Below are 24,000 nucleotides of genomic sequence, written 5' to 3'. Positions count from 1 at the left end.
TTTGCACTGTGTCAGCGGCAATTCCCTTGCCCGTACAAGATGGATGGGCCACAAACACACCGCCTAAGGGAGCTTTGAACATGGTCGACATTGCAAGCCGCGTCTGGAACCACAAGTGGAAGATCGACCCTATCGTGCGGTCCCTGATTGATACGGATTTCTATAAGCTGTTGATGTGCCAGTCGGTTTTTCGCAACAAGCCGGAAACACAGGTCACATTCAGCCTGATCAACCGTTCCAAGCATATCCCGCTGGCCGATCTCATTGACGAAGGCGAGCTGCGCGAACAGCTTGATCACATCCGGTCGCTGTCACTCAGCCGCGGGGAAAGCACCTGGCTGCGTGGGAATACTTTTTACGGCAAGCGTCAGATGTTCCGCCCCGACTTCATGGAGTGGTTCGAGGGCCTGCGCCTGCCGCCCTATCATCTTGAGCGTAAGGGCGACCAATACGAGCTGACATTCGAAGGGTCGTGGCCCGAAGTCATGCTGTGGGAGATCCCCGCCCTGGCCGTCTTGATGGAGCTGCGCAGCCGCGCCGTGCTGGACCGTATGGGCCGGTTCGAACTGCAGGTGCTCTATGCGCGCGGCATGACCCGTGTCTGGGAAAAGATCGAAGCCCTGCGGGAAATCCCCGATCTGTCCATCGCCGATTTCGGCACCCGTCGCCGCCATTCGTTCCTGTGGCAGGATTGGTGCGTGCAGGCCATGCAGGAAGGCTTGGGCGACGCCTTTACCGGTACGTCAAACTGCAAAATCGCCATGAGCCGAGAGGTCGAGGCGATCGGCACCAACGCGCATGAACTGCCGATGGTCTATGCCGCATTGGCCAAGGACGACGCCGCACTTGCGCAAGCGCCCTATGACGTTCTGCAAGACTGGCACGATGAACACGAAGGCAATCTGCGTATCATTCTGCCTGATACTTACGGTACGAAAGGCTTTCTAGATAACGCGCCCGACTGGCTGGCGGGCTGGACCGGGATCCGCGTCGATAGTGGTGATCCGGCGGTGGCGGCACAGACCGCGATCGACTGGTGGAAGTCCCGCGGTGAAGACCCCAGTGAAAAGCGGGTTATTTTCAGCGACGGTCTGGATGTCGCCAAGATCAAGGAACTGCATCAACAGTTCGCAGGCAAGGTCAAAGCCTCCTTTGGCTGGGGCACCTTGCTGACAAACGATTTCCGCGGGCTGGTGCCTGACGACGCGCTCGCCCCGTTTTCGTTGGTGTGCAAAGCGGTAAAGGCGAACGGCAGCCCGACGGTGAAGCTGTCGGATAACCCTAACAAAGCAATGGGCCCGCAGTCAGAGATTGACCGTTACAAACGTGTCTTTGGCGTCGGTGATCAAGCGGCTCAGAAAATTATCGTCTGATCCGACGGCAAAAGGGGCCAGTGGTTTCCCACCGGCCCCTCTGCTTTATGCCGCCTGCGTGGGGTGCGGGGCATAACTGCAAATCGCTTAGCCGCGGTCGTCGACGATCAGGGTCAGACCGCCCATACCGTTACCGCGCACGGCCACGACCTCTTCCGAGGTAAAGCCTTCGGCTTTCAGCTCTGCGCTCAGGTCAGCATTGGCGTCAACAGAGGCGCGCATGTCGTCAACGGCCTCGGCCTGTGCGTCCAGCGCGTCGTCCAGCGCGGTTGTGGTCCCCTGTTTGGAGGCTTTCAGCTCCGACACGGTTACGACGTCCAGCTTGGCGTCGGCATCGAACGCATCAATTTCTGCTTGGGTCTGCGTGTCGGTTTCGGCGCCGGCGCGCAGTTCCTGGATCAACTGACCATAGTTTTCCTGCGCGGTGTCGCCGGTGTCGGTCACGGCACCCTTGGCTTGTTTCAGTGTGGAATCGGTGGATAGTGAACCGGATGCGCCAACGTCAGCGCTGATGCCCGAGCCTACGTCTGCTGCGCCGCCAACGGCACCATCAACAGAGGTTTGCGCCATCGCTGCGGTGGAAACGCCGGTGGCCATCAGGGTCGCGATCAGTGTTGTGGTCGTAAGTTTCATCTGAGTTCTCCTTAGATTTACTACCAGACATCGCTTGTATGTCTGCGAGGGGAACACCGGGCCACGGCGATCCGTTCCGGCGCGGATTCGGCGCTCTGGCGGCGATTTGCCGATAGGGGGCACATACCGGCAAAAAACGGCGAGATAGCGGTGCTGCTATAGAAGTGATGGAACGGGGGCGCAGGGCAGGCCCCGCGGCAGGCTATTCCGGCGGATCAACCCGCCCGCGCAGCGCCTTCACCTCGCCCCGCGTCTTTTTCGCCTTCAGCCGGCGTTTCTTCGAACCGAGCGTGGGGCGTGTCGGGATACGCTTTTTGGGCGGCTTCAACGCGGCGGTGATCAGCTCCTTCAAGCGTTCGCGGATAATCTCGCGGTTGCGGACCTGACTTCGGGTTTCGTCACATTGCAGCACCAAAGCGCCCTCGGTCGTCCAACGACGGCCCGCCAGTCTGCGCAGACGGTTTTTAACCGGCGTCGGAATAGAAGGGGAGGTCGCGGCCTCGAACCGCAGTTCCACGGCGCTTGAGACCTTGTTCACATTCTGACCGCCGGGCCCGGAGGCACGCATGAAGCTTTCCGTCAGCTCCCAGTCCTGAATGGCAATCTCGTCCGTGATCCGCAGCATCAAACTCTCCTTCATGGCGACTATCGCATCGCGCAGACCCAAGGGAAAGGGGAACGCCCAGATACGAAAAGGGCCGCCCCTGTGCGGAGCGGCCCAATCGAATGGTTTAAGGAGGTGGGATCGGTTAGATCGGCGATCCACCCGGGTTGTTTCAACCGTCAGGGGCTGCCCTAACGGGATACCTCCCAAGCTGTTCCGACACCTCGCTCCAATACCGTTCTTGACACTGGATCACCTCCTTTACATTTGTTGAACTCACTTGAAGACTGGCACAGTAATCTGAAAACGCAAAACGTTTTCTGCAGCCGTCCCGGTTCACAAAAGGGTGCCTATCAACTGCGGGTCAAAAGTTGTGCAGTGATGATGCGGAAGGGGATCAGGGCAATCAGCGCAATCCCGAGTTTCACAGACCAGTCTGCAACGGCCAGCGATACCCAAAGCGGCGCGAGCGGGCCGCTGCCGAGCAATGGCAACATTTCGGCCGCCCAGGACACATCGGTTGCAGGATGCAGGAACGACAGGACACCGGAAAATGAGATCGAGAAAAACAGCAACGTATCAAGCGTACTGCTGACCAGCGTGCTGGCCAAGGGCGCACGCCACCACGTGCCATCGCGCAGCGCAGAGAAGATCGCAACATCGACCAATTGCGCCACGAGGAATGCCACACCGGACCCGATCGCGATGCGCAGGGTCACCAGCGGCCCGAACTCGCCCATGATCTGTGTCCCGATCAGCGAACAGACCAGCCCGACGACAAAGCCTACCAGCACGACACGGCGCGCGGCATCCTTGCCGTAGACGCGGTTCATCACGTCGGTGACCAGAAACGCCAGCGGATAGGTGAACGCGCCCCAAGTCAGCCATTGGCCAAAGAGGAACTGTACAAGAATGTTGGAGGCCACAACGATGGCGGCCATGGCAAGAATGCCGGGAAGGTAGGTGCGTGTCATATTTGAAACCGTTTTTTGCAAGGGTGCGGCGACTTGGCCTGCGGGGATCGCAGACGTCATGCGTTGTAGGGAAGGCGGGGCACCCGCGCAAGCTATTGCGTTATCGTCAGCTCGATCACCTGGGTTTCCTGCACTGACAGGAAATTATCGTCCGATATCATCATCACCCGCGTGCGCCCGATGGCGTCGCGCCAAACCGTCAGCGCCTCTAGGTTGTCGTATCGCGCGGGCAGGGTTTGCAGCAGCGTCACCGCGCTGGCCTGATCCCCAGAGAGTTCGATCCGCCGCAGGCGCGTGCGAAACCCCAGTGGGGTGACCGTACGCTCAAGCAGATACAGCCGCCCTTCGTCGTCGAAATCCGCACCCACGGGGACAAAGGGGCTGTCATTTTCGAGGTAGGCCGCGATGCGCCACGTGCCGTCTTGGTATTTGTACAGCGGGATCTGATCGCCGCGGTTATCCTCGGGCAAGGCATAAAGCGCGCCTGCTGCATCGACCGCCAAAGCTTCAAACCCGGCATTGTCGCGCAGCAATGCGTCCTCGGGCGGGGCGATGAACTGCAATGGGGTGCCGTCGGCAAGGTTGGTACGCGCGATGCGATGATCGCCTTCGTAGCTGATAAAGATGCTGCCATCCGGCGCAATCGCCAGACCTTCGGCGTCGGCCTCGGGTTTGTCCATCACCGCGCCGTTCTTATCGCGCAGCGCGACGGAATGGATGATCTCCATCCCCGTCAGCGTGCCAAGCGCGTCGCGCGACAGGTCGGCCACGATGATCCGCCCGCGGTCACTGATCGCCGTAAGCTGTTTGCCATCCGCGCGCATCTCGACACCGGACAGGCCACCGAACCAGGGGGCGTCATGCTCCCACGTCAACTGCTGATGCTGCGCAATAGGGCCATTTGCACCCGCCGCAAAAGCAGCGGAGGCAAAGCCGAGGGCAAAAAGGATCTGTAGCAAACTTAGTTCGAATCCAGCACGGATTGGCATTGCGCTGGCAGGTCAGCAAGCAGCAGTTCGCGCTTTGGCTTGCGCTTGGGCGCATTGGGGTTTGGGGGGGGCGGGTTCAGGATATTCGCCTGCCACTGACGCGCATCGGCGCAGCCGTCGCCCGCAGGGGGCGGATCCTGGTTGACGCAGCCGGTCGCCCCTTTGGGGCAGCTCAGCCGGACGTGGAAATGATAGTGGTGCCCGTACCAAGGGCGGATTTTGCGCAGCCAGCTGCGGTCGCCCTTTTCGTCGGCACACATCTGCACCTTGGCCCCGGGGAAAACAAAGATGCGCGCCACGCGGGGGTCAGATGCCGCGGCCTTGAGCACCTGATGGTGCTGCGGGGTCCAGCTGCTGTTCACATAGGCACCGCTGGCCCGACGCATGGAGATAGAGGAAATACTTTCACGCTCTGCCCGGCTCAGCGACAGCGACTTGGGCGGAAGCATCCAGAAATCGGCGTCCAGACCCATCTGGTGGCTGGCGTGCCCTGTCAGCATCGGGCCGCCACGGGGCTGGCTGATATCGCCGACATACAGCCCTTCCCATCCGGGTTGCTGTGCGGCCTTCGCGCTGAGCGTTTTGATGTAATCGATCATCTCCGGGTGGCCCCAGTTGCGGTTGCGCGACAGGCGCATCGCTTGCCAGGTCGGCCCCGTTTCCGCCAGTTGTTGTGCCCCCGCGACACAGCCCTTTGAATAGCTGCCGTAAGCGGCGGAAGACTGCCGTGACCCGTCGGCTTTCGCGCCAAAAAGCTTCTTGGCCTGAATGTTGCTGCGCGCGCCCCCCGACGACCCGATGGTCGGCAGGATTTTGGACGCTTCCGCATTCGGCTTGGACGGTGACCCGCCGCAAGCCGCCAGCGTAAGGGCCAGCGCGGTACATGTGAGGATTCGTGTCAGGATCATTTCGCGAAATCTCCGTTCGGTTTCACCCAGACTAACAGAACCAGGCCGATGATGAACAGCCCTACGACAGGGGCGATCCCGATCCGTTGGCTGCCGGATACGTCGCTTGCGATGGCGATCAGCGCAGGGGCCAGAAACGAGGTCGCTTTGCCCGATAGCGCGTAAAGGCCAAACGCCTCTGTCATGCGGTCGGGGTTGCCCTGACGGGTCAGCATATTGCGCGACGATGCCTGCAGCGCCCCGCCCGCCGCACCGATCAAAGCACCGGCGATGTAAAAGGCGATGTCGGGCGCGGAGGATCCTTCGGCCAGCGTGATGCCCATAATCGAGTTGGGCGTCAGCGAGATGATCAGCACGGCCGTTGCAATCAGGATGAGACAGCATGTTACGATCACAGGCATCGGCCCGATCGCACGATCCACACGCCCGCCCACCCAGCAGAACACCGCGCCTGAAATCGCGGCAAGTATCCCGAAGACGCCGATATCAATAATGCTCCAGTTCAATACGCCAAGCGCGTATATCCCGCCGAATGTGTACATTCCGTTAAGCGCATCGCGGTAAAACATGGATGACCCCAAATAGGCCAGCAGCGACGGGTGGCGCGGCAGGTTCTTCAGCGTGACCCATAGATCAGAAAGCCCTTGCCCCACGCGGTACCGCGCCGCGCCGGTCACCGGCGTATCGCGCACATACAGAAAGAAGGGGATCATAAAGACCGCGTACCAGATTGCGGTCAGTGGCCCGACGATGCGCGTATCGGCTTTGGTCGCGGGGTCCAGCCCGAAGAGCGGGCTTAGCCCCGCCATTGTGCGCCCATTGCTGCCCGCCTGAAACAGCGCGATCATCACGATCAGCGCCACGACACCGCCCACATAGCCAAAAGCCCAGCCTGACCCCGACAGCCGCCCGCGCTCTCCCGGGTCGGGGTGCAGCTCTGGCAGATAGGAGTTGGTGAAAATTGTCGCGAATTCCATCCCGATCAGGCCAATGCCAAAGAAGAAAAGCGCCCACAGGACCGAGAAATCTTGCGGGGCGGTCCACCACAGCGCGGCTGATCCCACCACATAAAGTCCCGAAAACAGCCAGATCCACGGCATCCGCTTGCCCGATGAATCAGCCACCGCCCCAAGTGTCGGGGCCAGTATCGCGATCATGATCCCCGCAACCGTCAGCCCGTAGCCCCAATAGGCCTGTGCCTGCGCCTTGGCCGCATCCAGCGCCATGCCGCCGTCCACCAGATTTGCCGTTGCTGTTTGCGCGAAGTAGGGGCCGAAAATAAACGTCAGAAGAAGCGTGTTATAGGGTTGGCTGGCCCAGTCAAAGAAGTACCAGCCCCAGATTTTCTTGCGCGCTGACGTGGCTGCCATGACTGCTTTCTCCTGTTTTGACGGACGGTAGTGCAGCAGCCCTACGCGGCGCAAGAGCGGTGTTATGCGCAACGTAAGCGTGAACTGCCCATCAGTATGTCATAAGACATATCAAAAGGGTCGCTTTTCAAATCCTTTTTGCCTACACAGGGTGCCAACGTTAAGAATGTTTTGGATAATTTTACGAGGCTCCGTATGTCGATGATCCGGCTTTTGTACTTCAGCACCGCAGTTCCTTCGGTCTCTAAGGCGGATGTTGCCGACATATTTACCGTCGCTGTGCGCGAGAATGAAAAAAATGGCGTCACTGGTGCCTTGGCCTACAACGGGCGCAACTTTTGTCAGGTGCTTGAGGGCGAAGAAGCCGACATCCGCCAGTTGATCGAAAACATCCAGAAAGACAGTCGTCACAGCGGCTTCAAAATTCTCGACGAAAAGCCGATCGAGACACGGCATTTCGCCGATTGGTCCATGCTTCAGGTCGATAGTCTGGATTTTTCTGTCGTCATCAACGCGATGCAAGCGTGATGTGATGCGATTTTACCAAGAGCGGCGGTGCCAAGGCGCTGCCGCTCTTGTTCTTTGATGCCAGCGCACCTACTTTCGCGCTGTGCAACGAAAGGCCCCCTTATGACATCCCTGTTTCAGATCCTGATGCTTCTGCTGAACATCGTTTGGTTCATCATCATCGCGCATGTCATCATGAGTTGGCTGATTAATTTTCAGGTTTTAAATCTTCGTCAACCTTTGGTGGCGCAAGTTTGGGATGGGCTGAATCGCTTGTTGGAGCCTGTTTATGGGCGGGTCCGCAGCTTTCTGCCGCAAATGGGCGGGCTTGATCTGGCACCGCTGGTCGTTCTGATCGCCGTTGCCGTTCTGCGTATCCTGCTGATCAACAACGCCGCGCTGTTCTACTGATCGGGCGGCTGCTGGGGCAAAGACCCCGCCGGACGCACGGGCAGGGATTGTTCCCCGCCCGCGACTATGAGATTCTGCAAACTGCAGGTTAGATACAGTTGGGTTTTTCATGTCAGGCGCTGCCACGCTACTTCGTGATGTCTTTGGATTTGACGGGTTTCGCCCCGGCCAGCAAGAGATCGTAGAGGCCGTTACCGCCGGCGAAAACACATTGGCCATCATGCCCACGGGTGGTGGTAAATCTCTTTGTTTCCAAATGCCTGCGCTTTTGCGCGACGGGGTGACGGTGGTGATATCGCCGTTGATTGCCCTGATGCGCGATCAGGTCCGCGCGCTGCAAGAGCTTGGCGTCGGGGCGGGGGCGCTGACCTCTGGCAATACGCTAGAGGAAACCGATGCCGTGTGGGAAGGGCTTGAGGCCGGGACGCTCAAGCTGCTCTACATGGCCCCAGAACGGCTCGCTGCGGGGTCGGTTACGGGCATGCTCAAACGGGTTGGCGTATCGCTGATCGCCGTGGACGAGGCTCATTGCGTCAGCCAGTGGGGCCATGATTTCCGCCCGGATTACCTGCGCATCGGCGAATTGCGTCGTACGCTTGACGTTCCGCTGGCCGCGTTCACCGCAACGGCGGACACGGAAACCCAAGCCGAGATCGTTCAGAAACTATTCGATGGTGTCCCCCCGCGCGCCTTCCTGCGCGGGTTCGACCGGCCCAATATCCATCTGGCCTTTGCGGCCAAAAACGGGCCGCGCGCGCAGATACTGAACTTTGCGTCAGGGCGTAGGGGGCAGTCGGGCATCGTCTATTGCGGAACGCGGGCTAAGACCGAAGGGTTGGCCAAAGCGTTGCGCGACGACGGACATCTGGCATTGCATTATCATGGCGGGATGGAAGCGGACGACCGCCGCACCGCCGAACGCCGTTTTCAGCAGGAAGACGGGCTGATCGTGGTGGCGACAGTGGCCTTTGGCATGGGCATCGACAAGCCGGATATCCGCTGGGTGGCCCACGCCGATCTGCCGAAATCCATCGAAGCCTACTATCAAGAAATCGGGCGGGCGGGTCGCGACGGTGCGCCGGCCGAGACGCTGACGTTGTTCGGCCCCGATGATATCCGATTGCGCCGCAGCCAGATCGACGAAGGGCTCGCCCCGCCGGAACGGCGCGCCGCTGATCATGCACGGCTGAACGCGCTGCTGGGGCTGGCCGAAGCATTGGCGTGTCGCCGTGCGAACCTGTTGAAATACTTTGATGAAACCGATGTCACCTGTGGCAATTGCGACCTTTGCGATACGCCTGTCGAGGTGTTTGACGGGACCACCGCCGTGCGCAAGGCGCTGTCGGCGATGCTGCGCACCGAGGAATGGTTTGGCGCAGGTCATCTGATCGACATCCTGCTGGGCAATGAAACCGATAAAATCCGTGAACGCGGGCACAGCGATTTACCGACCTATGGCGTGGGCAAGGAATATGACAAACGCGAATGGCAGGCGGTGTTCCGGCAAATGATGGGGCACGATCTGGTGCGCCCCGATGCCGCGCGTCACGGTGCGCTGCGCATGACCGATGCCGCATTGCCAATCCTGCGCGGTGAGGCGTCGATCTCTCTGCGTCGGGACAGTATCCGCGCCGCCGCATCGCAGCGCCGTCCTGCGGTCAAGGCGATGGTCAGCGACGAGGATGCGCCGCTGCTCTCTGCGCTCAAGGCGAAACGACGCGGGCTGGCAGAAGCCGCCAAAGTGCCCGCCTATATCATCTTTAACGACCGCACCCTGATCGAGATGGCCGAGAAACGCCCGGATACACTGGACGCCATGGCCCGTATCGGCGGGGTGGGGGCCAAAAAGCTCGAGAACTTTGGCGATGCGTTTCTAGAGGTGATCAACGGGGCCGCCGCCGAGATGCACCCGACGCGGCGCAAGCTGGCGGGACGCGCGGCAGGATCGGTGTTCGATCAACTGCGCGAAGTGCAAGCCACCTTGTCTCGCGGGGCGGATGGCGGCGAAAAACCGTTGAGCTGTTCGACCTCGCTGCTGGCAAAAGTGGCGCAGCTGCACGCGCCGAACCTTGAAGCCATCGAACGCATTTTGGGCGAGAAACGCACCGAAAGGTTTGGCCCCGCATTTCTGGACGTTTTGCAGCAAGCGGGCTAGCTCTTGCTGCGACCAAAAAAGGAAAATCCATGCTGACCGTTATCTCTCCCGCCAAGAAAATGGACTGGACCCCACGCGACGTCGCTATGACGACGCCCGACCTGCAGGAAGATGCGGTCGCCTTGGTCAAGGTGGCCCGCGAGCTGAGCGTTGGTGATTTGCAATCATTGATGCACCTGAGCGAGAAACTGGCCAAGCTGAACCGCGATCGTTTCACCGCGTTCGAGGAAAAACCGTCCCCCGATGTTGTGCGCCCCGCTGCCTTTGCCTTTGCTGGTGACACCTATCAGGGGCTGGAAGCGACCAGCCTGGACCCTGATGAACTGGACTATGCCCAAGATCACCTGCGCATTCTGTCGGGGCTTTATGGTGTGCTGCGTCCCTTGGATGCCATTCAGGCCTACCGGCTTGAGATGGGCAGCCGATTGAAAACGCCGCGGGGCAAGTCGCTGTACGACTATTGGGGCGCGCGTCTGTCCGAAGCGTTGAACGAACAGGCGGAACAGACCAACAGCAAGGCGTTGATGAATTGTGCCAGCCAGGAATATTTTGGCGCGGTCGACCTTAAGGCGCTGGTGCCGACGGTTGTGACACCTCAGTTTATGGAAGATAAATCGGACGGCAAAGGGCCCAAGATTGTCAGCTTTTACGCCAAGAAAGCCCGTGGCGCGATGGCGCGTTTCGTGGTGCAGAACCGCCTTACCGACGCCGAGGCGATCAAGGATTTCGATATCGGCGGGTACGCATGGCAGAAAGAGCTGTCGACGCCGGAAAAACCTGTATTTGTGCGGCCCTATCCCACCAGCTGACCCTCCAGCGGGAAAGCCGCGTTGGGGCAGTAACGGTTAAGGAGTGCCACAAGCTCAGCCTTGCGCAAGGGTTTGGTGAGGAAATGATCCAGCCCGGCGGCGAGTATCCTTTCCTTTTCGTCCTGAATGGCATGCGCTGTCAGCGCGACAATCGGGCAACTGCTTGCCCCGTCTTCCAGCGCACGAATGGCGGCGGCGGCGTCTTTTCCATTCATCTTGGGCATAGAAATGTCCATGAACACCAGATCGGGCCGGAAGGTTTCAAACAGCGCAACTGCCTCTTGCCCGTTGGTGGCAAGTTGCAGGTCGATGTTCAGCCGTTGCAGCATCTTTCGAAGCACCAGACGATTGGTCTTATTGTCCTCGGCCGCCAAGACCCGCATCGGACGGGTACCTACAGGCACCGGCTGCATCGTTGACACCTCGGCCAGTAGCTCGGTGACGCTGATCGGGTTCTTCATGATCCGGCGCACGCTCGTATCATCCATACTATCGCGGATTTTGTCGGGTGTCTGACTGTACAGGATTACCTGGGTCGCGGGGTCGGAGACGTGCACTGCGCGGGCAAATTCGATCCCGTCCATATCGGGCAGCGTGTCGTCGACAAGCAGCAGATCAATACTGCCGTCCAGCGCGGCCAGCCCCTCTGAGCCGGTGCCACAGGACGTCACGCGCACACCGATATGTTCCAGATTGCGCTGCAAGATCGATCGGCAGATCGTTTCCCTTTCGACAATCAGGACATGGCGCAGGAAGGGGGGGGGCTTAAGCGGTGGCGCGGCACTGTCCTCTTGGGCTTTCAGGGGCAGTTCGAAGCCGAAGCACGATCCAATCCCATGCTCTGACGTGACCCAAATCTCGCCCCCCATCAGTTGTACCAGACGTTGGCAGATAGCGAGCCCCAGTCCCGTCCCCTCTGCATTGGGGCTGGGGTCACTGCTGGCTTGGGTAAATTCTCCCATGATATGTTCAATCATGTCCGGCGCGATGCCGATGCCCGTATCCTCGATCAAGATTTTGATCAGTACGTTGCCAGAGCCCGCGTCGGGAAGCCCCGTGGCGCGGATCAGGATATGTCCATTTTGCGTAAACTTAACAGCATTTCCCACCAGATTGGTAAGTACTTGCCTGATGCGCCCTGCATCCCCGACCAGTTTGCGCGGCAGAAACAGGTCGTAATCCAGCGCGAGGTCCAGCCCCTTTTGCACCGCAAGGGGCTGTAAAAGCAGCAATACCTCTTGGAAGACACGTTCCAGATCAAAGGGGGCGGGGTGGATGCTCAGCCGGTTTGCCTCGATGCGCGAGAAATCCAGAACGTCGTTGATGATGACCAGCAACGCTTCACCAGAGGTCTTTATGGTGTCGACATATAGGCGTTGGTCTTGGGTCAGCGCGGTATCGCCAAGCACCTCCGTCATGCCTACGATCCCGTTCATCGGTGTGCGGATTTCGTGGCTCATCTTGGCGAGGAAAAGAGATTTCGCGCTGTTGGCTGCCTCGGCCGTGGCGCGGGCATCGACGAGCTTGCGTTGATATTCCACGGTTTCGGTAATGTCGCGAGCGAGTGATACGATATCACCGCCTTTTCCCCTTTGATCGACAATCTTGATATATGCGCCATTCCAGAGCTTTATGATGATGGGTGCGGGGGCCTTTTGCTGCGATCTCAGAAGCATCTTGGCGCGCCATTCCTCTGGCGTGCGGCGCCCGATGTTTACGATCCCTTCATCGGTGAGCACGCGCAGGATGGTAGAATAGCTGACACCCGGACGGATGGCATCAATACCGTCGAACACGGCCAGATAAGACCGATTGGCCATGATCATTTCATTGTCTTTGTTGAAAAAGGCAAAGCCGTCGTGGATGGTTTCGACCGAATGCCACAGCCGGCGTTGGGTCAGTTCGATCTGTTCGCGCGCGGCACATAGATCGGACATCACCCGTTTGTTTTCGCCGCGGATGTTTTCAACCTCCGCCCGTGTTTCAGAAATCTCGACAGAGACATTTTGCGCGTGGTCATCCAGCTTGCGGTAAGCGGCACAAAGCTCTGCCTGGGTTTGTTCAAGCAGCGCTTCCACCTCTGCGCGGCGGCGTTGTTCATGGGCAAGCTGGTCAGCTGGTTTCATCCAAAGCTCCGAATCCCTCCTATCGGGGGGATCATGGGGTGCTTGGGGTGAACAACTGCTTAAGCGTTGCGTGATTTGTCGGGCGGTGGCGTTGTTTTTAAGGTTAACGCCGCCCTTCGCGCAGCCATGCTGCAAGGATCAGGGCGCTGCCCAGCAACAGGACGAGCCACGCGGGCAAGATAGGCATCTGTCGCACGTCACGTGTTTCATAGGCGTTGCGAGGGGTCAGACCGATCCATCCACGTCCGGCTGCGGGGCGCCCGACACGTATGTCGCGGATGCGGGGCAGGCCGTCCTCGATCCGCGCGACACCACCGCGCAGGGGCGCAAGGACGGGGGCGAGGGCTTCGTCGCTGGCAATCGTTTCCACAAACTCCCGCGGGGCGGCAGGGCCCAAACCGATCACCGCGCTTTGGTCGCCATTTTCCAGCCGGTAAAGGCCAATCTCGGGGCCTTCGTAAACCCCTTCGAAGACACCCGGCGTGGCTGGCGAAAGCGTGATCTCTGCCGTGCTGCCATCGGGGTTGGTCAGGGTGACAGGCGGGATGTCGTCCCCCAGCGTGCGACGGGTGATGCGCATGGTCTGGCCTTCGGCTGTGGCGGTCAGGGCCTCTTCCTCAAGCTCGGGTTCTTTCATCATCCAGTGGGCCAGCCGTCGCAACAGCTCTAGCTGCGGGCCGCCACCTTCATAGCCACGGTTCCACAGCCACGCATGATCAGACGCCATGAGCGCAACGCGCCCTTCTTCCACACGGTTCAGGATCAGCAGCGGTCGGTCATCTTCGCCAGTCATCACCACATGGCCCAAGGGATCGGCCACGTCGATCTGCCGCAGCCAGCGTCCCCATGTTTCCTGTTCGGGTAAGCCGCTGGTCACTGGATGGCGGTGCCCCAGCTCGGACACCAGCGGGCGGTAGGGCTGTTCGATCACCCGTGCGGTCGGCGTGGCGGGCAAGACCTCTCCGAGGGGGGAACGGTAGATGCTGTCGGCGCTCGCGAAATCCGCCCCGGCAGCGACCAGCACAGCACCCCCGCCGCGCACATAATTCGCGACGTTTTCAAGATAGAGCGACGGCAGGATGCCGCGGCGTTTGTAGCGGTCAAAGATGATCAGATCGAAATCCTCGATCTTTTCCATGAACAACTCGCGGGTGGGAAAGGCGATCAGCGAAAGTTCGTCCACCGGCACGCCATCCTGTTTTTCCGGCGGGCGTAGGATCGTGAAATGCACCAGATCGACAGAGCTGTCTGATTTCAGCAAATTGCGCCACGTACGCCCGCCCTGATGCGGCTCCCCGCTGACGAGAAGCACCCGCAAGCGGTCGCGCACCCCGTTGATCTGGATCAGCGCGGCATTGTTGCGGTCGGTCAGCTCTCCTTCGGCCTCGGGCAGCGAGAACCGGATCACATTGCGCCCGCCGTGGGGCAGGGTGACGGGAAGTTCCAGATCTTGCCCCACGGGGACGCGGAAGGTCTGCGGCGGCTCCCCATCGACCGAGATTTCAAGCGGGGCCAGCGCGTCTTTTTGCGGGGCGGCCCCAAGGTCGTCGATGCGCAGGGTCAGGGTCACGGGTTCGCCGATGATGGCAAAGGCAGGGGCGTTGCGGACGGACAGGCGGCGATCCCAATCGCTTTGCTTTCCGGTCATCAACAGATGCATCGGTGCGGGCAGATCGACGGGCAGATCGGCGTCGTGAATGCGCCCGTCGCTGAGCGCAAGGATGCCTGCGATACGGGCGCGCGGCTCTTCGGCAAGCACCTCTGACAAGGCGGTCATCAGCTGCGTGCCGCTATCGCCTTCTCCATCGGGCACAGTCACGCGGCGCAGTTCCGTATTCTCGCGTGCGGTGATCTGTGCCGCCAACGTCTCTGCGGCGGCGGCGGTTTGTGCGGGCCGGTCTGCGAGGGATTGGCTGGCGCTTTCGTCTTCCAGCATCACGACGATATCGGTCAGCGGCGCGCGGTCTTCCTGCTGCACGGAGGGGCCAGAGAGCGCCGCCAGAACGACGAGCATCGCCGCCCCCCGCAGCGCCCAGCCTTGCAACCCCCGCAGCACCGCCAAAGCAACGGCCACCAACGCCAGTGCGGCAACGCCCCATAACATCGGCAGCGGAATCAGCGGGTCGAAGATGATGGTCGATGTCATTGGCCCAACCTGTCCAGCAGCGCAGGCACATGCACCTGATCGGATTTATAGTTGCCGGTCAGCACATGCATGACCAGATTGACGCCAAAGCGGTAGGCGAGCTCGCGCTGACGTTCCCCGGCGAAACCGCGCCCGATCGGTACCATCGGCGCGCCGTTCGAGGACACGGCCCAAGCCGCGGCCCAGTCATTGCCACCGATGACAACCGGGCTCACCCCGTCATTCAGATTGCGAAACGGCATCCCTTCTACCTGTTCGGCATCGGGGGGCGATGCCTCTACCCACAGATCGCGTCCGCTGTGCCGTCCGGGGAAGTCCTGCAGCAGATAGAACGTGCGGGTCAGCACGTGATCCGCTGGCAAGGGTTCAAGCGGGGGAATGTCCAGCGGCGCGGCGAGATCTTGTAGCTTGCGCCCGTTGGGACTGGCGGCCCCGAAGCCCGCGATATTCGCATCACGTGTGTCGAACAGGATCATCCCGCCGGAGCGCAGATAGTCGTTCAGCTTGCGATAGGCCGTATCCGAAGGGCGGGGCTGATCGGGGGTGATGGGCCAGTAAAGCATGGGGAAGAAGGCAAGCTCATCCCGCTCCAGATCCACACCGATGGGGTTGGCAGGTTCGACCGAGGTGCGGAAATAAAGCGTATCCGACAACCCGCGCAATCCGGCATCCGACATTTCGTCAACCGACGCGTTGCCGGTGATCACATAGGCCAGCGTCATTTCCGCCGTGGCGTTCAGGGCAAAGCTGTCGTCCGCCTGCGCATCGGCCTGCGTCGGTGCATAGATCAGCGCCGAAAGGATCAGCGCTGCGGCATTGCTGTGCCTGAGCAGCCGCCCCGACAAGGACAGCGACGCGATGACATCAGCGAGCAGCAGCAGGATCGACAGGGACAACAGCCAACCGGCAAGCGGCTGTTCATCGGCCACATCAAGCCCACGTACTGGCACATCCGCTGGCCATGCCGCGGGGGTCAGGGTGGTATCTGCAACCACCACATTGCGCGCAATGCGCCGATCGCCAGAGGCATAGACCCCCGGTTGCAGGTCTGGGCCCGCAGGCGCGGCCATCAGATCAGCCCCGTCCACACCGGGCAGCGTACCCGCGTCAGACAGTGTGCCAAACCCGTCCATCACGCGCAGGGGCGTCCACGTCGTGCCCTGCAGGTCCGAAGCCTCGATACCGGCGGAAGATGAAGAAATCGCTAACCGTTCCATCATCTGCACAAACAGCCCCGACAGTGGCAACGTCGACCACTCGGCCGTGGCTGTCACGTGAAACAATACGATCTGCCCCTGTCCTACCTGCTTGCGGGTGACCAGCGGGGTGCCATCGCTCAGCGACGCGATCACACGCTCTGCCAGTGTCGGGTCGGGCTGCGCGACGACCTGGGCCGAGACGTTCACATCTTGCGGTATCTCCAGGCCGTAAAAAGGAGAGGACTCGCGGAAGCTGTCCAGCGTTTTCGGGGTGCCCCAGCTCATTGCGCCGCCGACACTGCGGCCACCGGCCCGCAGGCGCACAGGCATCAGAGGGTCTTCGGTATCTCGGCTGATGTCGCTGGCGGCGATGCGTGGACCGGCGAAACGCACCAACATGCCACCGGCTTCGATCCAGTCGATCAAGGGGGCCTGCTCTGCCTCCGATAGGGTCGCGATATCGGCCAGCACGATCACATCTGGGTTTGCGGGCAGCACATCGCCAATCCCCCCCTCAATCAGATCGGCGGCGGGGGCCAAGGCCTGTTCGATGTAGTGCAGGGGGGACAGCAGCTCCAGCCCCTCGCGGTTTTCGCGTCCGGCGATCAGCCCAACCTCGCGCCGCCGCAACGCATCATCGACCAGCGTCGTCGCCCCGGCGGAGCGTTGGCCCGCGATGTCGAAACGCTTGATCCGCGCGCGCAGCTCTGCGGGCAAGGACAGGGCCGCGCTGGCCTGCGTTGATCCTGCGTCGAATGTGGCCGGAACGCTGGCGAGGACGCGGATATTGCCCGCCGGATCACGTCCCTGCGCCGTGATGGTCACCGACCGCTCGGCACCAGCGAGGGCGCGCTTGGCGGTCAGGGTAATCGCCCCGTCCTCATAGGTCGCGGGGGCCAGTGCCAGTACGTCTGCGCCAGTCTGATAGACCTCGACGCTGCCCTTGCCCTGAAGCGCATCAAGCATCGCGTCGCGCCCCGCATAGGCAAGCCCGTCGCTGAACCACAGGGTATCGAAACCGCCAAGCGTGTCCGCGATCTCAATCGCGCGGTCAATGTCGGCGGGGGAGGGCTGCCAAGGGGCGGGATCAAACCCGGCCAGGCGGCTGCGCCATGCGTCAGCGGATTGAAAGGCGGGTGCTTCTGGTCGGGTGAGGGCAAGAAAACCGACAGTGCGACCAGCGCGTGCCGCACGGGTCAACTGCGCTTCTAGCGCTTCGGCTTGCTGCGGCCAACGCGTGGCTCCTGCCCAAGACCCGTCGAGCACGATCAGCAGCGGGCCGGTGCCTTGGGTCTGTTCCTCTTGCGGGTTCAGGATCGGTCCGGCCAGCCCGATGATCAATGCGGCCACCGCCAGCATGCGCAGCAGCAGCAACCACCACGGCGTGCGGTCCGACACGCTTTCATCATCGCTCAGCCCGAGCAGCAGCGCCACGCCGGGAAAGCGGCGGCGGATCGGCGCAGGTGGCACCGCGCGCAGGATCAGCCACAGGATCGGCAGCGCCAGAAGCGCCAACAGCATCCACGGCGCGGTAAAGCCGATGCCCCCAAGAACGGTCATGCGGCCCCCCCGCTGCGCGTATCCAGCGCCGCATAGAGCCACAAAAGCGCCGATTGCGCGGTGCTGTCGGTGTGGTGCAGCCCGTACTGCCAGCCGGTCAGGGCACAAAGCTGCCGCAGCTCTGCCTTGCGCGCGGCGAGCCGTTCCAGATAGCGGTCTTTCAGGTCGTTCGCTTTCAAGGTCTCGTGGCGCAGCGTGCCGCCGACGCTTTCAAAGATGGTGCGGCCGGTGAAGGGGAAGGCCTCCTCCGAGGGGTCCAGCACATGATATAACACGCCGCGCACCCCGCGGTCCGCCGCTTTGGTCAGCGCGGTGGTCACCCCCGCAAGATCCCCCATGAAGTCAGAGATGAACACAGCCCGTGCATGGGGGATCATGGCGCGATGTTCCGGCGGGGCGTAGTCGGCGGCGTCGTCCTGACACAGGGCTTCGGCAAGGCGTAGGATCTGCGGCCTGCCGGATCGCGGAGGCAGGGCGCTACCGGTCAGCCCGACCCGTTCACCGCCCCGTTGCAGCAGGATCGCCAGCGCCAATCCGATGAGCCGCGCGCGGTCGCCCTTCTGTTCCAACGCAGGCGTCGAGGCAAAGCGCATGGACGCCCCCTGATCGACCCAAAGCATGACCGACTGCGCGATCTGCCATTCACGTTCGCGCACGAACTCATGGTCCCCCATGGCCGAACGCCGGTGATCGATGCTGCGACGGCTATCCCCGGCCTGTGCCGGACGGTATTGCCAGAAATCATCCCCCACCCCTGCGCGTCGACGCCCATGGGCACCCAGCAGGACTGCACCGGCCAGATGCTCTGCACGGGCCAGCAGCGCGGGCAAACGGGCGGCTTGCTCCTCTGATCGGATGCGAAGGGTGTCGGGGCTGTTCACGCCGCGGCCTTTTTCCCGATCAGGCTGGCAGCGGTTGTGTCAATCAGCGCGGATAGGCTGTCGCCACGAGCGCGCGCCGCAAAGTTCAGCGCCATACGGTGCAGCAACACAGGACGGGCCATGTCGATCACGTCTTCGGCCGACGGTGCCAGACGCCCCTGCAATAAAGCGCGCGCCCGCACCGTCAGCATCAACGCTTGCGCGGCGCGGGGGCCGGGGCCCCACGCCACGGTATCGCGCACTTGCGGGCTGGCATCAGGCCCGTCAGGGCGGAAGGCGCGGACCAGATCAAGGATCAGCTCGACCACCGATTCACCCACGGGCATTTGCCGCAGCAGCGTTTGCGCGGCCAGTAGCTCTGCCGTGGTAAAGACGGGTGCGGCCTGCGCATCGGTATCCCCTGTGGTCGCCAGCAGAATATCCCGCTCTGTCTCCCGGTCGGGGTAGGCCACGTCGATCTGCACCAAAAAGCGGTCAAGCTGGGCCTCGGGCAGCGGGTAGGTGCCTTCTTGCTCAATGGGGTTCTGGGTGGCGAGCACGTGAAACGGATGCCCCAAGGCGCGGTCCTGTCCGGCGACGGTCACGGTCTTTTCCTGCATCGCCTGCAGCAAAGCCGACTGGGTGCGCGGCGAGGCGCGGTTGATCTCGTCCGCCATCAGCAACTGGCAAAAGATCGGCCCCTCGACAAAGCGGAACGCGCGGGTGCCATCGGCGGCGGTGTCCAGCACCTCTGACCCCAGAATATCGGCAGGCATCAAATCGGGCGTGAACTGGACCCGATTGCCATCCAGCCCCATTACCGTGCTCAGCGTTTCGACCAGCCGCGTCTTGCCCAGACCCGGCAAACCGATCAGCAGCCCGTGGCCACCGCACAGCAGGGCCGTCAGCGTCAGGTCAACGACCCGTTGCTGCCCGATGAAACGCCGGTTGATCGAGGCCTTCGCCTCGGCCAGCTTTTCGCCAAGCGTCTCGATTTCTGCTACCATATCGCGGGCTTGGGTCATGACTTTTGCGTCCTCGGGGTTATATCAGTTAGATGTAAGTGTATCGTGTGAACAGGAAATGGCAAAAGCAATGAGTGGACAAAAAACCGTGACCCCGACAGCAGAAAGCCTTGCCGCCTCTGTTTCCGCCGCCAAAACACGCGGATTGCCGCCGGTTGAAAAGTGGAACCCCCCGTTTTGCGGCGATCTGGACATGGAGATCAAACGCGACGGCACTTGGTTCTATCAAGGCACCCCCATCGGACGCATCGGGCTGGTAAAGCTGTTCGCATCGATTCTGATCCGCGAAGAAGATGATTATTTCCTTGTGACACCGGTTGAAAAAGTCGGCATCAAGGTCGAGGACGCCCCCTTTGTCGCCATCGATTTCGAGGCCGAAGGCAGTGGCACCGACCAGAGGCTGACCTTCCAGACCAATCTGGAAGACATCGCCGTCGCAGGCCCCGATCTGCCTATCCGAGTTGAGCGCGACCCAGAAGATGGTGAACCCGCGCCCTACGTCCGTATCCGCCGCAACCTCGAGGCGCTGATCGACCGCAAAAGCTTTTACCGGTTGGTCGAGCTTGGCGTGCATCACGACGGCTGGTTCGGCGTATGGTCGGGCGGCAGCTTCTTTGGTATTATCCCCTCGGACGAACTGCCCGATTGATCCTGCCTGCCACAGCGCGACGATAGCGGCCCGAACCGGATGATCCTTCATGAAGCCAGCCGCGAACCTTACTCTGCTGTGGTCCGAGCTGCCCTATCTTGACCGTTTTGCCGTCGCCGCAAAGGCAGGATTTACCGCCGTAGAGGTGCTTTTCCCCTATGATCTGGCCGCCAAAGAGACGCTGCGCGCCTGTGTCGCCAACGGCTTGCAGCTGATCCTGATCAACGCCCCGCCGCCCAATTACACCGGCGGCGCACAGGGCTTTGCCGCGGTGCCCGAACTGGCGGCGCGTTTCCGCGTCGATATCCAGCGTTCGTTTCGATATGCCACCGCGCTCAAGGTCCGCTATCTGCATGTCATGGCGGGCAACGGGCAAGGCGCGCTGGCGCGGCAAACCTTCATCGACAATCTGATCTGGGCGGCTGATATCGCGCCCAAGGGGCTCACCCTGACGGTTGAACCGCTGAACCCCGTCGCGATGCCGGGGTATTTCATGAACGACTACGCGCTTGCCGCCGATGTGCTGCGTGCTGTGAACCGGCCGAACGTCGGGCTGCAATATGACAGCTACCACGCGCAGATGATCCACGGCGACGCGGTGGCGGTGTTCGAACAATACAAAGACCTGATCGTACATGTGCAGCTTGGCGACGCGCCCGATCGCAGCGCGCCGGGGGCGGGTACGGTTGATTTCCCCGCGCTCTTCGCCGCCCTGCGCCGCGCAGGGTATCGCGGCTGGGTCAGTGGCGAATACATCCCCGGCCCACGGACCGAAGACAGCCTAGGCTGGATGACACTCAGCTAGCCGCAGGGGGCACTTCAGAGACGATTAATGCGCCTCCGCCCAACTCGCCCCGACGCCCGCATCCACGTCGAGCTTCACATCCAGTTTGACCACCGGATCGGCTGCATTCTCCATCACCTGGCGTGCGGCGGCGATCAGATCGTCCTCGGCCCCTTTCTCCACCTCGAACAGCAATTCATCGTGGACCTGCAACAACATGGTGGCGGGCAGATCCTTGATCGCATGGGGCATGCGGATCATCGCGCGGCGGATCACATCGGCGGCGGTGCCCTGAATTGGCGCGTTGATGGCCGCCCGTTGGGCAAAACCGGCGCGGGGGCCCTTGGCGTTGATCTCGGGCGTGTGGATTTTGCGCCCGAACAGCGTCTGCACAAAGCCATGCTCTTTGGCGAAAGCCTTGGTGTCATTCATATAGGTACGGATGCCGGGGAAACGTTCGAAATAGCGGTCGATGAACCCCTGTGCTTCGGCGCGCGGGATACGCAGGTTGCGCGCCAGCCCGAAGCCCGAAATGCCATAGATCACGCCAAAGTTGATCGCCTTGGCCTGACGACGCACGTCCGACGTCATCTCGTCCAGCGGCACGCCGAACATCTCTGAGGCGGTCAGCGCGTGAATGTCGATCCCGTCCTGAAACGCCTGCTTAAGCTCGGGGATATTGGCAATATGCGCCAGTATCCGCAGCTCGATCTGGGAATAGTCAAGCGCGACCAGCGCCTTGCCCGGCTCTGCGACAAAGGCTTCGCGGATGCGGCGCCCTTCTTCGGACCGGATCGGGATGTTTTGCAGGTTCGGATCGGTCGAAGCCAGCCGCCCGGTCGACGCCCCCGCGATGGAATAGGACGTATGCACACGGCCCGTGTCGGGGTTGATGTGGTCCTGCAGCGCGTCGGTATAGGTCGATTTCAGCTTGGACAGCTGCCGCCAGTCCAGCACCCGCGCAGGTAGGTCATGCTCTGTCGCGAGGTCCTCAAGCACATCGGCACCGGTGGCATAGGCCCCCGTCTTGCCTTTCTTGCCGCCTTCCAGCCCCATCTCGTCGAACAGGATTTCCCCCAACTGCTTGGGCGAGCCGACGTTGAATTTGCGCCCGGCGAGCTCATAGATCTCGTCCTCAAGCCCTGCCATCTTCTGGGCAAAGGCGTTGGACATCCGGCTCAGCGTATCGCGGTCCACCTTCACGCCAGAGCGTTCCATTGCCGCCAACACAGACACAAGCGGGCGTTCAAGCGTTTCATAAACCTTCGTCACCCCGACGCGGTGAAGTTGGGGTTTGAACAATTGCCACAGACGCAGAGTGATATCCGCATCCTCGGCGGCATATTTCACCGCATCGGCGAGCGGCACCTTATCAAAGGTGATGGCCGATTTGCCTGTCCCCAGCAGCGGCTTGATCGGGATCGGTGTGTGCGACAGATAGCGTTCAGACAGCGTGTCCATGCCGTGGCCGTGCAGCCCGGCGTGCATCGCGTAGGACAGCAGCATCGTGTCGTCGATGGGCGCGACGTTGATCCCCAGCTGAGCGAAAATCTTGCTGTCGTATTTCATGTTCTGCCCGATTTTGAGGATCGAGTGATCCTCCAGCATCGGTGTCAGCAGGCGCAGCGCCTCTTCGGTAGGGATCTGCCCCTCGGCGAGATCATCACTCCCGAACAGATCATCGCTGCCGCGCGCCTTGTGGATGAGCGGGATGTAGCAGGCCTTGCCCGGTTCGACACAGAGCGAAACGCCGACAAGCTGCGCGACCATATCGTCCAGCCCGGTGGTCTCTGTATCGACGGCGACATAGCCGAATTCGTAGATACGGTCGATCCAGGCCTGTAGCGCGGCTGTGTCACTGACGTGTTCATATAGCTCTGCGTCAAAGGGCACATCCGCCGCGGCCGGGACATCGGCGGCGACCGGTGCCTCGGCGATGGTGGGGGCCTCTTTTCCAAGCACCTCGGCCACACGTTTTGACAGGGTGCGAAACTCCATCTCGGCCAGAAAGCCCAGCAGTTGATCTGCATCAGGGTCGCGCACCTCAAGATCCTCAAGGGTGAAGTCCAGCGGCGTGTTCTCGTCCAGCTTGACCAGATCACGGGACAGGCGGATCTGGTCGGCATGGTCGATCAGGGTCTGGCGACGCTTGGGCTGCTTGATCTCGCCCGCGCGCTCCAGCAGCGCATCCAGATCACCATATTCGTTGATCAGCAAAGCCGCAGTCTTGATCCCGATCCCGGGTGCCCCGGGGACGTTATCGACAGAGTCGCCGGCCAGCGCCTGCACATCCACCACACGATCGGGATAGACGCCGAATTTCTCGAACACACCGTCGCGGTCGATGCTCTTGTTTTTCATCGCATCCAGCATTTCAACACCGCCGCCGACCAGCTGCATCAAATCCTTGTCCGAACTGATGATGGTGCAGCGGCCACCTGCGGCGCGTGCCTGTACGGCGAGCGTGGCAATGATGTCGTCCGCCTCGAAACCTTCCTTTTCCTTGCACGCGATATTGAAGGCTTCGGTGGCGGTGCGGGTCAGGGGGATCTGCGGTCGCAGGTCTTCGGGCATGGCCTCGCGGTTGGCCTTGTATTTGTCGTACATGTCGTTGCGGAAGGTATGGCTGCCCTTGTCAAAGATCACGGCCACATGGGTGGGTGCATCCGGGCCTGTGTTGCCTTCGACATAGCGGTGCAACATGTTGCAAAAACCCGCCACCGCACCAATCGGCAGCCCGTCCGACTTGCGCGTCAGCGGTGGCAGCGCGTGATAGGCGCGGAAAATAAACGCCGACCCGTCGATCAGATGCAGATGGTGACCTTTGCCAAATGTGCCGGACATGTCGGTGCTCCTCTTTCAGACAAGCTTTCTTGTGCCACGAAGCCGGCAAACTCTCCAGCGGCCAATTGCCCGCG

Annotated in this window: 19 protein-coding genes; 7 read left to right on the top strand and 12 right to left on the bottom strand. The window is 61.3% G+C overall.

Features of this window, described 5'->3' with window-relative positions; all coding sequences use genetic code 11:
* Positions 1–80 precede the first annotated feature (80 nt).
* A complete protein-coding gene (pncB, locus tag EE36_RS06165; RefSeq protein ID WP_005850508.1) occupies positions 81–1,373 on the top strand; it encodes a nicotinate phosphoribosyltransferase in 1,293 nt (430 codons plus the stop codon).
* An 87-nt stretch (positions 1,374–1,460) separates the two neighbouring features.
* On the opposite strand, the gene EE36_RS06160 is transcribed toward pncB, so the two are convergent.
* The 6 genes from EE36_RS06160 to EE36_RS06135 form a co-directional block, all read right to left on the bottom strand.
* Entirely contained in the window at positions 1,461–2,006 is a 546-nt protein-coding gene (locus tag EE36_RS06160; RefSeq protein WP_005850507.1) for a hypothetical protein, read from the bottom strand.
* Between the two features lie 202 nt (positions 2,007–2,208).
* Positions 2,209–2,631, bottom strand: coding sequence for an alternative ribosome rescue aminoacyl-tRNA hydrolase ArfB (gene arfB, locus EE36_RS06155; protein ID WP_005850506.1), 423 nt, complete (start codon positions 2,629–2,631; stop codon positions 2,209–2,211).
* Between the two features lie 332 nt (positions 2,632–2,963).
* Positions 2,964–3,584, bottom strand: coding sequence for a queuosine precursor transporter (locus tag EE36_RS06150; RefSeq protein ID WP_037942876.1), 621 nt, complete (start codon positions 3,582–3,584; stop codon positions 2,964–2,966).
* Between the two features lie 92 nt (positions 3,585–3,676).
* Complete coding sequence (locus EE36_RS06145) at positions 3,677–4,543, bottom strand: esterase-like activity of phytase family protein (protein WP_005850504.1); 867 nt, start codon at positions 4,541–4,543, stop codon at positions 3,677–3,679.
* Between the two features lie 2 nt (positions 4,544–4,545).
* Entirely contained in the window at positions 4,546–5,481 is a 936-nt protein-coding gene (gene mepA / locus EE36_RS06140; protein ID WP_005850503.1) for a penicillin-insensitive murein endopeptidase, read from the bottom strand.
* Positions 5,478–6,851 carry an MFS transporter gene (locus EE36_RS06135; protein ID WP_005850502.1) on the bottom strand — a complete coding sequence of 458 codons (1,374 nt, stop codon included), beginning with the start codon at positions 6,849–6,851 and terminating at the stop codon, positions 5,478–5,480. The genes mepA and EE36_RS06135 overlap by 4 nt, the downstream gene beginning before the upstream one ends.
* 201 nt (positions 6,852–7,052) lie before the next feature.
* On the opposite strand from EE36_RS06135, the gene EE36_RS06130 reads away from it, so the two are divergent.
* The 4 genes from EE36_RS06130 to yaaA all read left to right on the top strand — a co-directional run bounded on the left by EE36_RS06130 (position 7,053) and on the right by yaaA (position 10,733).
* Entirely contained in the window at positions 7,053–7,379 is a 327-nt protein-coding gene (locus tag EE36_RS06130; protein ID WP_254655548.1) for a BLUF domain-containing protein, read from the top strand.
* A 102-nt stretch (positions 7,380–7,481) separates the two neighbouring features.
* Positions 7,482–7,769: a YggT family protein gene (locus tag EE36_RS06125; protein WP_005850500.1), complete on the top strand. Its 288-nt coding sequence runs from the start codon at positions 7,482–7,484 to the stop codon at positions 7,767–7,769.
* A 109-nt stretch (positions 7,770–7,878) separates the two neighbouring features.
* On the top strand, positions 7,879–9,924 hold the full coding sequence (recQ, locus tag EE36_RS06120; RefSeq protein ID WP_005850499.1) for a DNA helicase RecQ: 2,046 nt from the start codon (positions 7,879–7,881) through the stop codon (positions 9,922–9,924).
* Between the two features lie 29 nt (positions 9,925–9,953).
* Entirely contained in the window at positions 9,954–10,733 is a 780-nt protein-coding gene (gene yaaA, locus EE36_RS06115) for a peroxide stress protein YaaA (RefSeq protein WP_005850498.1), read from the top strand.
* Here yaaA and EE36_RS06110 read toward each other — a convergent pair.
* The 5 genes from EE36_RS06110 to EE36_RS06090 form a co-directional block, all read right to left on the bottom strand.
* On the bottom strand, positions 10,718–12,859 hold the full coding sequence (locus tag EE36_RS06110; RefSeq protein ID WP_005850497.1) for a response regulator: 2,142 nt from the start codon (positions 12,857–12,859) through the stop codon (positions 10,718–10,720). The two genes, yaaA and EE36_RS06110, sit on opposite strands and share 16 nt — an antisense overlap.
* A 103-nt stretch (positions 12,860–12,962) precedes the next feature.
* On the bottom strand, positions 12,963–15,005 hold the full coding sequence (locus EE36_RS06105; RefSeq protein WP_005850495.1) for a membrane protein: 2,043 nt from the start codon (positions 15,003–15,005) through the stop codon (positions 12,963–12,965).
* On the bottom strand, positions 15,002–17,764 hold the full coding sequence (locus tag EE36_RS06100) for a DUF4159 domain-containing protein (protein WP_005850493.1): 2,763 nt from the start codon (positions 17,762–17,764) through the stop codon (positions 15,002–15,004). Before EE36_RS06100 ends, EE36_RS06105 begins: the two co-directional genes overlap by 4 nt.
* Positions 17,761–18,645 carry a DUF58 domain-containing protein gene (locus EE36_RS06095; RefSeq protein ID WP_005850491.1) on the bottom strand — a complete coding sequence of 295 codons (885 nt, stop codon included), beginning with the start codon at positions 18,643–18,645 and terminating at the stop codon, positions 17,761–17,763. Before EE36_RS06095 ends, EE36_RS06100 begins: the two co-directional genes overlap by 4 nt.
* On the bottom strand, positions 18,642–19,649 hold the full coding sequence (locus EE36_RS06090; protein WP_005850489.1) for a MoxR family ATPase: 1,008 nt from the start codon (positions 19,647–19,649) through the stop codon (positions 18,642–18,644). Before EE36_RS06090 ends, EE36_RS06095 begins: the two co-directional genes overlap by 4 nt.
* Before the next feature lie 70 nt (positions 19,650–19,719).
* Between EE36_RS06090 and EE36_RS06085 the strand changes: the two genes are divergently transcribed.
* Together EE36_RS06085 and EE36_RS06080 are read left to right on the top strand one after the other, a co-directional pair.
* The gene (locus tag EE36_RS06085) at positions 19,720–20,298 is read left to right on the top strand and encodes a DUF1285 domain-containing protein (RefSeq protein WP_005850487.1); all 579 of its coding nucleotides are present in this window, start codon (positions 19,720–19,722) and stop codon (positions 20,296–20,298) included.
* Positions 20,299–20,347: 49 nt separating this feature from the next.
* Positions 20,348–21,103 carry a hydroxypyruvate isomerase family protein gene (locus EE36_RS06080; protein WP_005850485.1) on the top strand — a complete coding sequence of 252 codons (756 nt, stop codon included), beginning with the start codon at positions 20,348–20,350 and terminating at the stop codon, positions 21,101–21,103.
* Positions 21,104–21,127: 24 nt separating this feature from the next.
* Here the strand turns inward: EE36_RS06080 and polA are convergent, their stop codons facing one another.
* A complete protein-coding gene (polA, locus tag EE36_RS06075; protein ID WP_005850483.1) occupies positions 21,128–23,926 on the bottom strand; it encodes a DNA polymerase I in 2,799 nt (932 codons plus the stop codon).
* Positions 23,927–24,000 lie beyond the last annotated feature (74 nt).

The sequence above is a fragment of the Sulfitobacter sp. EE-36 genome, assembly GCF_000152605.1.
Taxonomy (GTDB): Bacteria; Pseudomonadota; Alphaproteobacteria; order Rhodobacterales; family Rhodobacteraceae; genus Sulfitobacter; species Sulfitobacter pontiacus.
Note: the sequence above shows the minus strand (reverse complement) of the source record. Positions and strands in the feature narration are given on the sequence as shown.

Excerpts from the sequence above, each read along its gene's own strand:
- pncB (WP_005850508.1), top strand. The coding sequence starts at position 81 with ATGGTCGACATTGCAAGCCGCGTCTGGAACCACAAGTGGAAGATCGAC.
- EE36_RS06160 (WP_005850507.1), bottom strand. The coding sequence starts at position 2,006 with ATGAAACTTACGACCACAACACTGATCGCGACCCTGATGGCCACCGGC.
- arfB (WP_005850506.1), bottom strand. The coding sequence starts at position 2,631 with ATGCTGCGGATCACGGACGAGATTGCCATTCAGGACTGGGAGCTGACG.
- EE36_RS06150 (WP_037942876.1), bottom strand. The coding sequence starts at position 3,584 with ATGACACGCACCTACCTTCCCGGCATTCTTGCCATGGCCGCCATCGTT.
- mepA (WP_005850503.1), bottom strand. The coding sequence starts at position 5,481 with ATGATCCTGACACGAATCCTCACATGTACCGCGCTGGCCCTTACGCTG.
- EE36_RS06135 (WP_005850502.1), bottom strand. The coding sequence starts at position 6,851 with ATGGCAGCCACGTCAGCGCGCAAGAAAATCTGGGGCTGGTACTTCTTT.
- EE36_RS06130 (WP_254655548.1), top strand. The coding sequence starts at position 7,053 with ATGATCCGGCTTTTGTACTTCAGCACCGCAGTTCCTTCGGTCTCTAAG.
- EE36_RS06125 (WP_005850500.1), top strand. The coding sequence starts at position 7,482 with ATGACATCCCTGTTTCAGATCCTGATGCTTCTGCTGAACATCGTTTGG.
- recQ (WP_005850499.1), top strand. The coding sequence starts at position 7,879 with ATGTCAGGCGCTGCCACGCTACTTCGTGATGTCTTTGGATTTGACGGG.
- yaaA (WP_005850498.1), top strand. The coding sequence starts at position 9,954 with ATGCTGACCGTTATCTCTCCCGCCAAGAAAATGGACTGGACCCCACGC.
- EE36_RS06110 (WP_005850497.1), bottom strand. The coding sequence starts at position 12,859 with ATGAAACCAGCTGACCAGCTTGCCCATGAACAACGCCGCCGCGCAGAG.
- EE36_RS06105 (WP_005850495.1), bottom strand. The coding sequence starts at position 15,005 with ATGACATCGACCATCATCTTCGACCCGCTGATTCCGCTGCCGATGTTA.
- EE36_RS06100 (WP_005850493.1), bottom strand. The coding sequence starts at position 17,764 with ATGACCGTTCTTGGGGGCATCGGCTTTACCGCGCCGTGGATGCTGTTG.
- EE36_RS06090 (WP_005850489.1), bottom strand. The coding sequence starts at position 19,649 with ATGACCCAAGCCCGCGATATGGTAGCAGAAATCGAGACGCTTGGCGAA.
- EE36_RS06085 (WP_005850487.1), top strand. The coding sequence starts at position 19,720 with ATGAGTGGACAAAAAACCGTGACCCCGACAGCAGAAAGCCTTGCCGCC.
- EE36_RS06080 (WP_005850485.1), top strand. The coding sequence starts at position 20,348 with ATGAAGCCAGCCGCGAACCTTACTCTGCTGTGGTCCGAGCTGCCCTAT.
- polA (WP_005850483.1), bottom strand. The coding sequence starts at position 23,926 with ATGTCCGGCACATTTGGCAAAGGTCACCATCTGCATCTGATCGACGGG.